General features: G+C 27.8%; 13 protein-coding genes. 12 read left to right on the forward strand and 1 reads right to left on the reverse strand.

The window, feature by feature from the left end:
• Positions 1 to 6 precede the first annotated feature (6 nt).
• On the reverse strand, positions 7 to 207 hold the full coding sequence (gene rpmB / locus MTABA_RS01250) for a 50S ribosomal protein L28 (protein ID WP_011183124.1): 201 nt from the start codon (positions 205 to 207) through the stop codon (positions 7 to 9).
• Between the two features lie 156 nt (positions 208 to 363).
• Between rpmB and MTABA_RS01255 the strand changes: the two genes are divergently transcribed.
• The 12 genes from MTABA_RS01255 to MTABA_RS01310 all read left to right on the forward strand — a co-directional run bounded on the left by MTABA_RS01255 (position 364) and on the right by MTABA_RS01310 (position 14,541).
• Positions 364 to 675 carry an Asp23/Gls24 family envelope stress response protein gene (locus tag MTABA_RS01255; protein WP_100679389.1) on the forward strand — a complete coding sequence of 104 codons (312 nt, stop codon included), beginning with the start codon at positions 364 to 366 and terminating at the stop codon, positions 673 to 675.
• 27 nt (positions 676 to 702) lie between these two features.
• The gene (locus MTABA_RS01260) at positions 703 to 2,349 is read left to right on the forward strand and encodes a DAK2 domain-containing protein (protein ID WP_100679390.1); all 1,647 of its coding nucleotides are present in this window, start codon (positions 703 to 705) and stop codon (positions 2,347 to 2,349) included.
• 63 nt (positions 2,350 to 2,412) lie between these two features.
• The gene (plsX, locus tag MTABA_RS01265) at positions 2,413 to 3,408 is read left to right on the forward strand and encodes a phosphate acyltransferase PlsX (RefSeq protein ID WP_100679391.1); all 996 of its coding nucleotides are present in this window, start codon (positions 2,413 to 2,415) and stop codon (positions 3,406 to 3,408) included.
• A 1-nt stretch (position 3,409) separates the two neighbouring features.
• The gene (gene rnc / locus MTABA_RS01270) at positions 3,410 to 4,105 is read left to right on the forward strand and encodes a ribonuclease III (RefSeq protein WP_100679392.1); all 696 of its coding nucleotides are present in this window, start codon (positions 3,410 to 3,412) and stop codon (positions 4,103 to 4,105) included.
• 146 nt (positions 4,106 to 4,251) lie between these two features.
• Positions 4,252 to 7,239 carry an AAA family ATPase gene (locus MTABA_RS01275; RefSeq protein ID WP_100679393.1) on the forward strand — a complete coding sequence of 996 codons (2,988 nt, stop codon included), beginning with the start codon at positions 4,252 to 4,254 and terminating at the stop codon, positions 7,237 to 7,239.
• 149 nt (positions 7,240 to 7,388) lie between these two features.
• On the forward strand, positions 7,389 to 8,546 hold the full coding sequence (gene ptsS / locus MTABA_RS01280) for a phosphate ABC transporter substrate-binding protein (protein WP_100679394.1): 1,158 nt from the start codon (positions 7,389 to 7,391) through the stop codon (positions 8,544 to 8,546).
• 31 nt (positions 8,547 to 8,577) lie between these two features.
• Complete coding sequence (gene pstA / locus MTABA_RS01285; protein WP_100679395.1) at positions 8,578 to 10,731, forward strand: phosphate ABC transporter permease PstA; 2,154 nt, start codon at positions 8,578 to 8,580, stop codon at positions 10,729 to 10,731.
• On the forward strand, positions 10,724 to 11,584 hold the full coding sequence (pstB, locus tag MTABA_RS01290; RefSeq protein ID WP_100679396.1) for a phosphate ABC transporter ATP-binding protein PstB: 861 nt from the start codon (positions 10,724 to 10,726) through the stop codon (positions 11,582 to 11,584). The genes pstA and pstB overlap by 8 nt, the downstream gene beginning before the upstream one ends.
• A gap of 3 nt (positions 11,585 to 11,587) precedes the next feature.
• On the forward strand, positions 11,588 to 12,274 hold the full coding sequence (gene phoU, locus MTABA_RS01295) for a phosphate signaling complex protein PhoU (protein ID WP_100679397.1): 687 nt from the start codon (positions 11,588 to 11,590) through the stop codon (positions 12,272 to 12,274).
• A gap of 80 nt (positions 12,275 to 12,354) precedes the next feature.
• On the forward strand, positions 12,355 to 13,458 hold the full coding sequence (gene ftsY / locus MTABA_RS01300; RefSeq protein WP_100679398.1) for a signal recognition particle-docking protein FtsY: 1,104 nt from the start codon (positions 12,355 to 12,357) through the stop codon (positions 13,456 to 13,458).
• The gene (locus MTABA_RS01305) at positions 13,451 to 13,777 is read left to right on the forward strand and encodes a sigma factor-like helix-turn-helix DNA-binding protein (protein WP_100679399.1); all 327 of its coding nucleotides are present in this window, start codon (positions 13,451 to 13,453) and stop codon (positions 13,775 to 13,777) included. The genes ftsY and MTABA_RS01305 overlap by 8 nt, the downstream gene beginning before the upstream one ends.
• Positions 13,777 to 14,541: a TIGR00282 family metallophosphoesterase gene (locus MTABA_RS01310; RefSeq protein WP_100679400.1), complete on the forward strand. Its 765-nt coding sequence runs from the start codon at positions 13,777 to 13,779 to the stop codon at positions 14,539 to 14,541. Before MTABA_RS01305 ends, MTABA_RS01310 begins: the two co-directional genes overlap by 1 nt.
• Positions 14,542 to 14,591: the final 50 nt, after the last annotated feature.

Here is a 14,591-nt window from a genome sequence, read left to right on the forward strand (position 1 = left end):
TTTTTATTAAGCAACAACTACGTTTTGTTTTTTTAAAGTTCTTAAAGTTCTTGCTGAAACTTTGATAGTAAATACATTACCGTTTTCGTCCATAACTTTAACTTTTTGTAAGTTTAAATTTCATTTTCTCTTTGTTGCATTTAAAGCGTGTGATCTTGAATTACCAGATAACGCACTTTTACCAGTTAACATATCTTTTCTTGCCATCTCATTTCACCTCTGTCTATAGTTAAGATTAATAACACTAAAAAAATAATACTAAAAATAAAGAGATAATACAACATATATAAATAAAATTTTGCTTTTTTGCCCAACTTTTATATAATATTGTTAAAATAATATAAGTGAAAGTAAGGTGATTTTGTGAACACAATAGACAAATCAGTAATTAAAGTAATTAAAGATGCTATAGTAACTGTTCCTGGTGTAGTTTCATTTTCTAATTTTAATGCAGATTCTTATGAAGAAATTGCAACAAATGATATCAACAATGCTATTGAGTTTACAAATACAGACAACATAACTCGTTTTAGAATACATGTTATAATATTATCTGGTGTTAATATTAAAGACGTTATAAAAGAAATTCAAATAAGAGTGAAATATGAGCTAGAAAAAATTTCAAAATTTACCATGAAATACATGGTAGATGTTGTGGTAGATGATTTAGCTTAAAAGCAAAGTAATAGGTGAAGGAAAAAAATGGAAAAATTAATTTTAATAAAAGACTCGATGACGAGTGCTGTGAACAATTTATATAATAACTATCCACATATTGATAAGTTAAATGTTTTCCCTGTTCCAGATGGTGATACAGGAACTAACATGAATTTAACTGCTACAAATGGATATAATGATGTTAAAGATGTCGAATTTAAAACAATTGGTGAATTTTTAAATGCATTTTCTAGAGGTTTAATTATGGGAGCTAGAGGTAACTCTGGTGTTATTTTTTCTCAAATTATTAAAGGTTTAGCAAAAGGAATGAATGATGCTACTGAATTGAACGCAGCAGAATGAAAAAGAGGATTTGCAGAATCTAAAATTATTGCTTATAGAGCAGTAATGAAACCTGTTGAAGGTACAATTCTAACAGTTATTAGAGAAGTTGCTGAACAATCTGCATTATTACCTGATGACATGGAAACTAAAGAATTTTGAAATAAAATAATTTTAATAGCTAATGAAGCATTAGAAAACACTCCTAACTTATTACAAGCACTTAAAGATGTTGGCGTTGTTGACTCTGGGGCATATGGATTGGTTAAATTTTTTGAAGGAATGAATTCAGTAATTCAGTCAAACGTAATTATTGCTAAAACAGACAAACTTGAGATTAACGAAGGTGGAAACATCGAAATGGAAATCGAAGCTGAATTTGGTTATTGTACTGAAGGTATTGTAATGTTAAATCAGGAATGAATTAACAAATTACAAACTAGTGCTATTAGAGATCAATTGCAAATTTATGGTAATACATCAATTGTAGTTGTTATTGATGAGGATATTTTAAAAGTACATACTCATGCTTTAAGCCCGGGTCAAGTTTTAATGTTTTTACAACAATATGGTGATTTTAAGACTATTAAAGTTGATAACATGAACTTGCAGGCTGATAAACAAGTTAAAGGTAATGAAACTTCTGGTTGACAAGAAACTACATCAATCAAACTTGAAAGAAAACTTAATAATGATTATGCAACCATTGCTGTTGTATCATCACAGGAAATGAAAAAATACTTTGAAAAAGAACTTGGTATTGATATAGCAATTGATGGTGGATCAAAGATGAATCCTTCAACAAATGATTTCTTAAAAGCTATTGAGGAAGTTGATGCAAAAGCTGTTTATTTGATGCCCAATAACGGTAATGTTTTATTAGCAGCAAAACAAGCCGAAAAAGAGGAAACTAAATCAAAAATTATTGTTATACCAACTAAAACTATACAACAAGGTATGACAGCAGCATTATCATTTGATCCATCTGCAACAACAGTAAAAAATACTAAAGCAATTACTTCAGCAATTAAAAATGTGATTTCTTTTCAAGTTTCACAGGCTGCAAAAGATTCAATTGTAAATGGAATTAAGATTAAAAAAGATCAACAAATGGCCATTGTTGATGGAAAAATTGTTGGAACAGCAAATGATATTGGTATTTTATTTGAAAAACAATTATCAAGATATATAACAAATAAGACTGAAATTATAACTATTTTCATTGGACAAGATGCTTCAGCAAAAAGTGTTAGTCAATTAAGAAAATTCTTAGATGAAAATTTTGATGTTGAATATGAGATTATCGAAGGTGGACAAAAAGTTTACAGTTTTATAATTGCAGTAGAATAATTTATTAAAACACCAATTTGGTGTTTTAATTTTATAAAATAAAGAAAAAGGTAGGTAATATAAATGTATAAAATAGCGTTTGATGTAATGGGGTCAGATAATGGTAGTGCAGTTGCTATTGAAGCTGCAAGCAAATTTATAAAAACAAGAAAAGATTTATATCTTATTTTTGTAGGTGATAAAGATCAAATAGAAACATCGCTAAAGAAATTTCCTATTGATGAAACAAGATATGAAATTTTGGCAACAAAAGAATTTATTGATATGAATGGTTCAATTATGGATATTAGAAGAAAAAAAGACTCTTCAATGGTAAGAGCTCTTGAAATATTAAAAGATAAAAAAGTTGATGCTATGATTACTGGTGGTAACTCAGCAGCTTTTATTGCTGGCTCACATTTTATTTTAGGAGAGTTGAACGGAATTTCAAGACCTGGTTTTATGCCAACACTTCCAACAGCAGTAAACAATAAATTGACTTTATTACTAGATGTAGGAGCAAACCTTGAAGCGGACGTTGAAGATATTATAGGATATGCTAAAATGGCAAATATATATGCTAAAAACGTTTTAAAAATTGCAAACCCTAGTATTGCACAATTAAATATAGGCGAAGAAAAATCAAAAGGTACTTTATTGCAAAAAGAAATTTATAAAGAATTAGAAACAGATGTAAACATAAACTTTTTTGGTAATCTTGAATCAAGAGATATTTTAGCTGGTAAAGTTGACATTATTGTTACTGATGGTTATACAGGAAATATGTGTTTAAAAGCATTTGAGGGAGCTTCAAAAATTTTAATGTCTGAAATTAAAGCTCAGTTATACAGAACAATTTTTACTAAACTAAAAGCATTAACACTGAAAAAATCATTTGACAATGTTTCAAAAAAATTTGATTACAAAAATCATTCTGGTGCTATTTTATTAGGTGTTGATGGCATTGCTTTTAAAGCACATGGATCAAGTGATGTTAAGTCATTTGAGGCAACATTAAGAATGACTTGTGATGCTGTTGAAAACGATGTATTAAATAAAATTAAAAAGGAATTAAAATAATATGACTATGCATGAATTTTTTGAAAATTTTGGTATAAAAATTAATGATTCAAAAACATTTAGCACTGCATTAACTCATAATTCATACGCAAACGAAACTAAAACTAAAGAAACATACCAAAGATTAGAATTTTTAGGTGATGCCGTACTTCAAATGTATGTGTCAAAATTTCTTTATTTAAATTTTTCTAATGCACCAGAAGGAAAGCTAACAAAAACAAGATCTGATATCGTTAGACAAGAAACATTAAGTGAAATTGCTAAAATGATTGATCTTGGTAAAATTATTAGATTAGGTCAAGGCGAAATAAAATCGAAGGGCTATGAAAAACCATCAATTTTATCTGATGTTTATGAAGCTGTAACAGCTGCTATATATTTAGATCAAACTGAAGAAGTTTTAATTAAATGAATTAAAGCAACAATATTTAAATATATTGAAAAAAATGACTATAAAGCATTAAACCATGACTATAAATCAGAACTTCAAGAAATTATTCAAGCAGAAATAAGAAGTGATTTAGAATATAAAGTTGAAGGTCAAATTCACATAGAAAAAGACAATAAAATACAATATACTGTAAGTGTTAATTTAGATGGGCAAAAGTACGGAGTAGGCATTGGTTTTTCTAAACAAGAAGCCTCTCAAAATGCAGCTAAAGATTGCTTAAAAAAGTTAAAAAAACCAACCAAATAATGTTTTAAAAGTGAGTATTTTACTTACTTTTTTTCATTTAAATTTTTGCTTTATACTTTGTATAAAGTTAAATAAAATCAACTATTTTCTTAGTTTTTTGGTATAATTTTATTAGTTATTATATTTAAACGAAGGAGTTAATAATTATGCTATTTTTAAAACAAATTAGAGCTGTTGGTTTTAAATCATTTGCTGAACCTACAACTTTAAACTTTACAAAGGAAATGATTGGTGTTGTTGGTCCAAATGGTTCAGGTAAATCAAACATTACAGATTCTATAAGATGAGCTTTAGGTGAACAATCAACTAAATCATTACGTGGTTCGAACATGGATGACATTGTTTTTTCAGGAAGTGCTGATAAACCAGCTGCTGACTTTGCTGAGGTAACATTGGTTTTTGATAATCAAAGAGATATTTTTTCTACTATTAAAACTGATGTTGTTGAAATAACAAGAAGATTTAATAAGAAAACTCGAGATAGTGACTTTTTCATTAATGGTGAAAAATGTAAATTAAGAGATATTCAAGATGTGGCATTAGAAACAGGATTAACTAAATCAAGTATTGCAATTATTTCACAAGGAACAATTTCAACATTTGCAGAGGCTAAACCTGATGCAAGAAGAGAAATCTTTGATGAAGCAGCTGGATTAGCAAAATACAAAAAAAGAAAATTAGAAGCTCTAAAACAATTAGCAAAAACAACTGAAAATTTAACTAGAATCAGTGATATTAAATTAACTCTAGAAAAAAGATTGCCAAGAGAAAAAGAAAAGGCTGAAAAAGCAGCTAAGTACAAAGATAAAATTGAAGAATTACAAAAAATTGAATTAACAATTTTAGCAAGTGATGCTTTAAGGTTTGAAACTGAATTATCTTCCTTAAGGGATAAAAGACGTCAATTAGATATTGAAGTTCAAAAATTAGCAAATGATATAAACTTATCACAAGATGAATTAGATGTAATGCTATCTAAAACTGGAGATGCGGATAAAGAAATAACTCAATTAAACTTGAACTTCCAAAGAATTGTTGAAAGAATAGCAAGTTTAAAAGCTCAAAAGCAACAAGTTGAAGCTAGAGAAAATTCAGAAAACATTAATCAAAATGTTGATGATATAAAAGCTAGAGCAATTAAAAAAGAATTTGACGAAAAATCAATTTCTTTCAATAGCGAAAAAGATCTTGTAGCCAATCTTGAAAAACAAGAATTGGACTTAAAAAGAAGATATGATGAAGTTAATGATCAATTTAGAACTTTTCATATGCAGTCACAAGAAATTGAGTCAGAAAAAAATAAATTACAATATCGTTTAGAGGAATTAGAACATAAACAGAGCACTAATAGTTTAAATCCTATGTCAGGTGCTAAAGCAATTATTGATAATGCAAAAAGATTATCAGGAGTTGTTGGCACTGTTGGTTCATTGATTGATGTTAAAGAAGAACATCAAATAGCAATTTCTTTAATTACAGGTAATCATTTGCAATCTGTAGTTTTCAAAACAAGTGATGATGCTAAAAAGGGAATTGAATTTTTAAAAAATCAAAGATTAGGTAGAGTTAATGCATTACCTATTGATACGTTAAATCCTTCATCTATAGCGGGGCCTCAAAGAGACATCATTAAAAGAGCTCCAGGATTTGTCGGTTTTGCGAATGAATTAGTTGAAATTGAAAAAGAATGCCAAGTTGTTTTAGATTATATTTATGGAACAACAATTGTTACTAGAAATTTTGATGATGCTACTAGACTTGGTAAAAGTATTAACTTCCGTTATGGAATAGTTTCATTAGATGGACAAAGAGTGCTACCAAGAGGAGCTATGAGCGGTGGTTCAGTTAATAAAGCTTCAAATATTTTTGCTGCTAAAAAAATTGACGAATCATTTGACCCAGAGTCAATTAAAACAAAAATTATAACTTTAGATAAAATTTTTAATGAAAAACAAAAAACTTTTAATGATTTAAAAGAAGTTAGAGAAAAATTAATTGATGATATTAATCAAGCTGCTTCTAATATTAGAATTGGTAAAAACTCAATTAATATTCTTGATTCTTCATTAATTGAATTATCAGATAACTATAAAATTTTAACAGGTAAAGATTTATTAAATAGCCAAGTTGCTTCATCATTTGATGAATCAGAATCAATTAGATTAGCTAGAGAAATCGCTAAACTTGAAGCTGAAAGAAATGAAATTTCAATTAAAGTTAATGGTTTGTCAGAATCTAAAACTAAGACTACTGATCGTCAGCATGAGTTAAATAAAGAAAATAGAGAAAAGCGTGAAATACTAAATAATTGAAAAGATGAATTAGCAAATGTTAAATCAGACTTAACAATTCTAGAATCAACCAATATTCAAATCTTGAAAAGACTATCTGAAGGATACAACTTATCACTTGATGCAATTAGAGAAATGCATTTTGATGAAATTGAAAATCCAGAAGAAACAAGAACTAGAATTCAAGAATTAACTATTGAATTAAAATCAATTGGAGAGGTTTCAATGGATGCAATTCAAGAGTATGAAGAAACTAAAAAAGAATATGAGTATTATGTTGCGAATTTAAATGAAGTTCAAGAATCAGCTGATAAATTGAATGAAATTATTTTAAACATTGATATTGAAATGAAAACTCAATTTAAACGTATTGTTGATGATGTTAATGCAGCATTACCAGAAGCATTCCAAAAATTATTTAATGGTGGAACTGCACGTTTAATTTACACAAATCCAGAAGATATTTTAGAAACTGGAATTGACATTGAAGTTAATCCTCCAGGTAAAAAAATTACAAACTTAAACTTATTAAGCGGGGGAGAAAAATCATTGGTTGCATTATCAGTATTATTCTCAATTTTAAAAGTAAGACCTTTACCACTAGTTATTTTAGATGAAGCAGAAGCTCCATTAGATCCAGCAAACGTAACAAGATTTGCTCGATATGTAAGAGATTTTGTTGAGAATACTCAATTTATTATAGTGACTCACCGTGAAGGTACAATGGAAAATTGTGATATTTTATATGGTGTAACTATGGAGACAAAAGGAATTACAAAAATAGTGCAGTTAGCTTTAGATATTGACAAAATTAAAAAATTAATTAATAAAAACAAAGAATAATGTTAAAAAGTTGCATTTAGTTGCAATTTTTTATTTGATTATTTTCCTTTAATCTATGATTAAAGAAAGAATTAAAAGACCTTATTTTTTTAAAAATTAAAACTAAAATTGGTATAATAATATTAATTATTTCTAAATAGGAGAAAAACATGAATAAGAAATTCTTTTTAGTAATGGTTATAGTTGTTGGAACTATCATAGGTCTATGATCATGGACTTTAGTGGCGCCAAACAATTCAATAAGCATTGGTGGTAGTGCCAGTGTTCAACCGTTATTAAAAAAACTTACTGATAAATATAAAACTGAAGATGGTAAAAAATTTGTTTATTCAGCAACAGGTTCAGGAGCTGGGGTTACCAATGTTCAAGAAGGCGTATACGAAATAGGGTTTATTTCAAAGAAAGTTAGCCCAACTGATTGAGATGAAAAAAAAGGTTTTGAAATGCCTATTAATGAAAATGAGGCCTTATTTAAAGAACTAAAGGATGAGGATATTAATAATAAAGACTGATATTGAGAACAACTTCAAAAACAAGAAGGAATTGAAGATACCTATCGCTCAATAGAATTTGCAGATGATTCCATTGTCTTTGTTTATAATGACAAAGGTACTGGGTTTGATAAATTTTTAGAACAATCAGAATTAAAGTATTTTGCTTTTGAAGTTAATGAAGAAGGGAATATAAAAGAAGATAAAGAAAATTCAAGAACTAATGCAAGTCATCAAATTCTTAAAGCAATTTATTCACCAGATTCTCAAAACAATTTAATTACATGAAATGATTTAGCTGTAATGATTGCAACCTTATTTTCTGGAGAAGACAAAACTGTAATAGATAAAAATATTGCATTAGCAAATTCTTTAGTTTCAAATAAAGTAAAAGTAACTCCTTATTCATCAACAAGCGGTTCAGGTACAAGGTCATCTTTTAATAATTTAACTGGTATTGAACCAGGCAATGCAGTAAAAGAATATGGAGCAAATGGAACAATATATGGACAGATTGAAAAATCTCCGGGATCTATAGGATTTGTGTCAATGTTATATGGTGCATCGGATTCTAAAAATGTTAAATCTGTAAAAATAACTCAAAATGATAATATTTGAGATCCAAGTAGTAAAGATCCAAACCAAGATTTATCCACTTACCCCTTAACAAGGCCCTTTATAGCAATATTTAAATACAACACGGATAATGAAGAAAAGTTACACCAAATTGTTAATTTCTTGTTCTGAATGGCAACAAGTAAAGAAGTAGAAAAATTCTATTCATCTTTAGGATTGTCACAAGTTGTGCTAAAGTAAAAATAATTTAAATTTAATAGAAAGGAGTTTTATGATTCTGAAAAAACAAAATAATGAAACTCAATTTAAAGCTAAAATTTTTAAACCAAAAGAAAATTTTAATGCAAAGCTTTTTAAAACTATTGTATATTCGCTTACATTTACTGTTTTATTAATTTTATTAATTTTAGTTACCTTTGTTATTATAAAATCAACTGATGTTTTTAAAGAGACAGGATTTTGAAATTTTATAACTGGTGCAAACTGAAAACCAGGTAAAAATGGTGAGTCAACTGCTAAATATGGGATAGGTTTAATTATTTTAATGACACTAATGCTTTTAGCAATATCAATGTTATTTGCTATCCCTTTAACAATATTTTCAACATTATTTATTTCTGAATATTTATCATTGAGCATGCAAAAAAAAGTGCTTACAGTTATTAAATTATTAGCGAGTGTTCCCTCAGTTGTTTTTGGTTTATTTGCTAGAGATCAAATTGGAGCATTATTTCAATTAATGGGAGCCCCTAATAATGATAACTTAATGGTTGCTGCTATGACAATGACATTTATGGCAGCCCCAACAATGATAAGTTTAAGTTATAATGCTGTGCAATCTGTTCCAGAAGGATATAGACTAGGAAGTTTAGGATTAGGTATTTCTAAAGAAAAAACAACATTTAAGATTATTAGAAAATCAGCTTCAGCAAAAATTATTTCAGCGATTATTCTAGGTATGGCAAGAGTTATTGGTGAAACAATGGCAATTATGATGATTGCAGGAAACTCAACTGGTGGTTTTATAACAAATAGTGGAATTAGTGGTTTCTTATTCTCATCAATTAGAACTTTAGCAGCAACAATTGGTCTTGAAATGACTGAAAATAGTGGATCTACTCATCAATCAGCTCTATATGCAATTGGTTTGATTCTATTTTTACTAGTGTTCATTATTAATATTGTTATTTTGTTTATGTCAAACGTAGATAATATTAAATACTCAAGAAGAATTAAAAGAGAAGAAAAATTAAACAGTAATTTAGCGAGAAAAGTTAAAACTCCTAAATATGTTTATGATAAAAAAATGTTAGGAATGATGGTTCATAATAGAACTGAAAATAAATTCTTTAAAAAGACATATTCAGCAATAATGTTAGTATTGATGTGAATATGTACAGCGATTATTATATCTTTTACTTTTTGAATTTTAGGTGATGTGCTTATTAAAGGGTTGATAGGATTATCAGATCCAATAGCATTTATCCATATGGATATAGAAAATAGAACAGGTGGAGGAATATTTGCAGCATTATTTACAACTATTTTGTTAGTTATATGTACTTTAATTTTTGCAATCCCTTTTGCTTTAGCAGCTGCCATTTATTTAAATGAGTATGCAAGAAAAACTTCAATGTTAACAAAAGCTTTTAGATTTTCAATTAACTTGCTAGCATCAACACCATCTATTGTTTTTGGTATATTTGGATTATCAATATTCATTGTTTTATTAGGGTTGCCATTCAGTATACTAGCAGCCGGGTTAACTATGACAATAGTTGTTTTGCCGATGTTGATTTCTAACTTTGAGGATGCACTACAACAAGTGCCACATCAATATCGTGAAGCAGGTTCAGCTTTGGGTTTAACAAAAATACAAACTTTATTTAAAATAATATTACCTAATGCAATGGAGGGTATTATTACAGGAATAATTTTAGCAATGGCTAAAATAATAGGCGAATCAGCACCAATTTATTTAACATTAGGAACTGATATTCAAATGCCTACGCAAGGGTTCTTGTCACAAGGAACAACTCTAACAACAGGGATTTATATGATGGTAGCAGAAGGAATTCCAGGACATGGTCAAGGAACAATTTACTTAATGGCATTAATTACAATTATTTTAATTATTGGATTAAATTTTACTTCAGGAAGACTTTCATCATTACTTGTGCAAAAATCAAAAGACTTAAAGGCTAAATCTAAAATCAAGCGTAAAGAATTTAAAGTTAAAACAAAGGCTAGAATTAAAAAGTTAAAACCGTCGTTTAAATTTAAATGAATGAAGTTGCAAAGTAAAATTAGAAAAGGTGAAATTCAAGTAACTTTCTTTAAAGAAGTTTCAACAAAAAATAAAGCATGAATAAAACGAAAAAAAGAGTATAGAAAATTAAAAAAAGGAGTTATAGATCATGAGTAGTATAAATAAAAGAGATGAAACTATAAAAGGTTTAGATTTAAATAAAAATACAAAAGAAGATAAACCCGCTAAGCTTCCTGCTTTATCAAAAAGAGCAGATGTTATTAAAGTATCTGATTTTAACTTCTTTTATAAAGGCAAAAAGCAAGCTTTATTTGATATAAATATGGATATTAAGGAAAACTCAATTACAACTTTTATAGGTCCATCAGGATGTGGTAAATCTACACTTTTAAGATCAATTAACAGAATGAATGATTTAATTAGTGGTTCAAGCATCGAAGGTTCTATTCAAGTTTTTGACGAAGAGATATATAAACAAGGAACAGACGTTTCAAAATTGAGAACTGAAGTTGGTATGGTATTTCAAAAAGCTAATCCATTTCCTTTGTCTATTTATGAAAATGTAATTTATGGTCCTAAAACTCAAGGTGTTAAAAGTAAAAAGGTTTTAGATCAAATTTGTGAAGATTCATTAAGAAAAGCAGCACTATGAGAAGAAGTTAAAGACAAGCTTGAGACACCAGCGCTTGGTCTTTCAGGTGGACAACAACAAAGGCTATGTATTGCTAGAGCCATTGCAATGCATCCAAAAATTTTATTGATGGATGAACCAACATCAGCTTTAGATCCTATTGCAACATTAAAAGTTGAAGAACTAGTTTTAGAACTTAAAAAAGAATATACTATTGTAATGGTTACTCACTCATTGCAACAAGCAACAAGAATAAGTGACATGACTGCATATTTCTTAAAAGGTGAGTTAATAGAGTATAATACAACTAAGAAAATATTTATTAGTCCAAAAGATTCAAGAACAGAAGATTATATTTCAGGAAGGTATGGTGATTAGCATATGTCATTAAATAAAATTTTAGATAACGATATTAAACAACTAAGAAACATGCTTGAAGATATGATAAGTGAAACTAAAGTTCAATTTGCTGAAACATTTGAGGTTATTACAAAAAATAATGTCGAAGGTGCAGCGTTGATTGTTGAGCACGATAAAATTATTAATGATAAGTTAAACGAATTTACATCAACTGCTCTTTGGAAAATTGCTAAACAACAATTAGTAGCTCGTGATTTAAGACTAGCAGTTGGAGGAATTTTATTAGCAAGGGAAATTGAAATAATAGCTGACTACTCTAAGAAAATATGTATTTTCTTTTCAAAATTTAAACCAACAAAAAAATATACGACATTAATACTTAATCTTTTTCAATTAGTTATTGATATGTTAGATAGTTTTTCAGAATTATTTTCAAATTTTGATACTAACTTAGTTAATAAAGTTGTGGAACTTGAATCTCAAATTAATAAGGAGTTTGAAGAGTTATATTCATATTTAGTAAAAGCACTTAAGAAAGCTGAAACTAATGAAGAAGTATTAGAAATTTCAGAAGCTATGAAACAAGCAAAAAATTTAGAAAGAGCTGGAGATCATTTATTAACAGTTCAAGAAATTGTTTCGTTTATTAGAACAGGAAGATTTGAAGAAACTTCAGAAATATATGACAATTTAAAAACAATGATGTAATAAATTAAATTCTGTTGAAACAGAATTTTTTTATTTTATTATAATTTGATAAAATAATAAATAGTAGATAGAGGTATAGTATGGGTTTTTGAAATAAGTTAAAAGAAAAAATATCAGGAAATCAATCAGATAAACAAGTTAGTGAAGAAAAAGTTGTTAAATCAGAAATTGTTATTGAAAAAAAACAACCAACAGAAAAAGAAATAGCTAAAAAACAAAAACAAAAAGCTAAAAAAGAAAAAGCAGAAAAAGCGATTGCAAAATCAGCTTTAGATTTTTCAAAAGACATTAAAAAACTATCTAAAAAATACAAAAAAATGGATGATGATTTTTTTGATGAACTTGAAGAAGTTTTAATTAAAACAGACATGGGAATGAAAATGGTCCTAAAAATTTCAAATAATATAAGAAGAAAAGTTAAAAATACATCTGAAGCAAATCAGTTTAGAGAAATCCTAGCTGAAGAAATATATGACATTTATACTGATGGTTCTAAAAAAGTTGAAGAGTTAAATTTTGAAGAAGGCAGATTAAATGTTTTTATGGTTATTGGTGTAAACGGAACTGGTAAAACAACTTCCTTATCAAAGATAGCAAATTATTATGCTGAGCAAAATAAAAAAGTTCTTATAGCAGCAGCTGATACATTTAGAGCAGGAGCAATTGAACAATTAGAAGAATGAGTTGATAAAAGACTTGATAATAAAGTTGATTTAGTTAAAGGAAAAAAACAAAATCAAGATCCTGCAAGTGTAGTATTTGATGCATTAGAAAAAGCAAAAGCAGAAAATTATGATTTATTACTAATAGATACAGCTGGTAGACTGCAAAATAAAGTTAATTTAATGAAAGAGTTAGAAAAAATGCATCAAATAGTTCATAAGTTTGAAAAAAAGGCTCCGCATGAACTACTACTAGTTATTGATGCTACAACAGGTCAAAATGGAGTTATGCAAGCACAAGAATTTAATGAAGTTGCAAATGTAACAGGTATTGTTCTAACAAAAATGGATGGAACAAGTAAAGGTGGAATAGCATTATCAATTAAAGACCAATTAAACATACCAGTTAAATTAGTTGGAGTTGGAGAACAAGTTGATGATATTGAAAAATTTGATGTTGATCAGTACGTTTATAGTTTAGTAGTTGGTTTTATGGAAGATAGAGAAGAAGATAATGAGTAAAATAACATTAGAAAAAACTTTAGAACTTTCTTCACTATTTTATTTGTATAAAAACATGCTAACTCAAAAACAAATTGAATATTTTGAATTATATTTTGAAGAAGATTTAAGTTTTCAAGAAATTGCTGATCAATTAGGAATATCTAAAGCAGCAGCGCATGATGCTATTAATAAAATTATTAAGTCACTAAATGATTTAGAAGATAAGTTAGCAATAAATAGTAAAAAAACAAAAATTGAAAAAATTATTGAAGAACATAAAGAATCTAATGTTGAAGAAGTTTTAAAAATTATAAAAGAAATAAAAGAGGTTATCTAATGAAAGTACTTATGATAGGAGATATATTTGCCAAACCTGGCAGAGAAATCTTTCAAAAAAATATTGAAAACTTAATTGATGATAACCAAATTGATTTTGTTGTTGTAAATGGAGAAAATACAACTCATGGTAAATCAATTTCTAAAGAACATTATCATTTTTATAAAAATAATCATGTAGATGTTATTACAAGTGGTAATCACATTTTTAAAAATCCAGAAGTACTTGAATACATTGATAGTAAACCTGATCTTTTAAAACCTTTAAACATGTATAAAACACCAGGTAATGGCTTTGTTATTATTGAAAAAAATAACAAAAAAATATGTGTTTTAAATTTAATCGGTAACAATTTTATGGATCCCTCAAATAGTGTTTATGAAACTATGGACGATTTTTTATCATTAGATTTAGATTATGATATCTTGTTAGTTGACTTTCATGCTGAAACAACAGCTGAAAAAATTGCATTTGCTTTAAACTATGATGGAATTATTACTGGCTTTGTTGGAACACATACTCATGTTCAAACAGCTGATGAAAGAATATTACCGAATGGAACTGCATTTATCACAGATTTAGGTATGAGTGGTGTAATTGATTCAGTAATTGGAATTGAAGCATATGATGCTATTTACAAACAAAAAACAGGTTTAGTTAGACGTTTCCAACCAGCAAAAGGAAAAGCAAAGTTGAATGGTGTAATCATTGAAATTGACGAAAAATCTAATAAAGCTACAAGCATTAAAAGAATAAGTATTTAAAAGCAAATTAATTGCTTTTTTTGTTTCAGATTTTAAAACGAATTTAGTAT

The sequence above is a fragment of the Mesoplasma tabanidae genome, from assembly GCF_002804025.1.
GTDB classification, from domain to species: Bacteria; Bacillota_I; Bacilli_A; order Mycoplasmatales; family Mycoplasmataceae; genus Mesoplasma; species Mesoplasma tabanidae.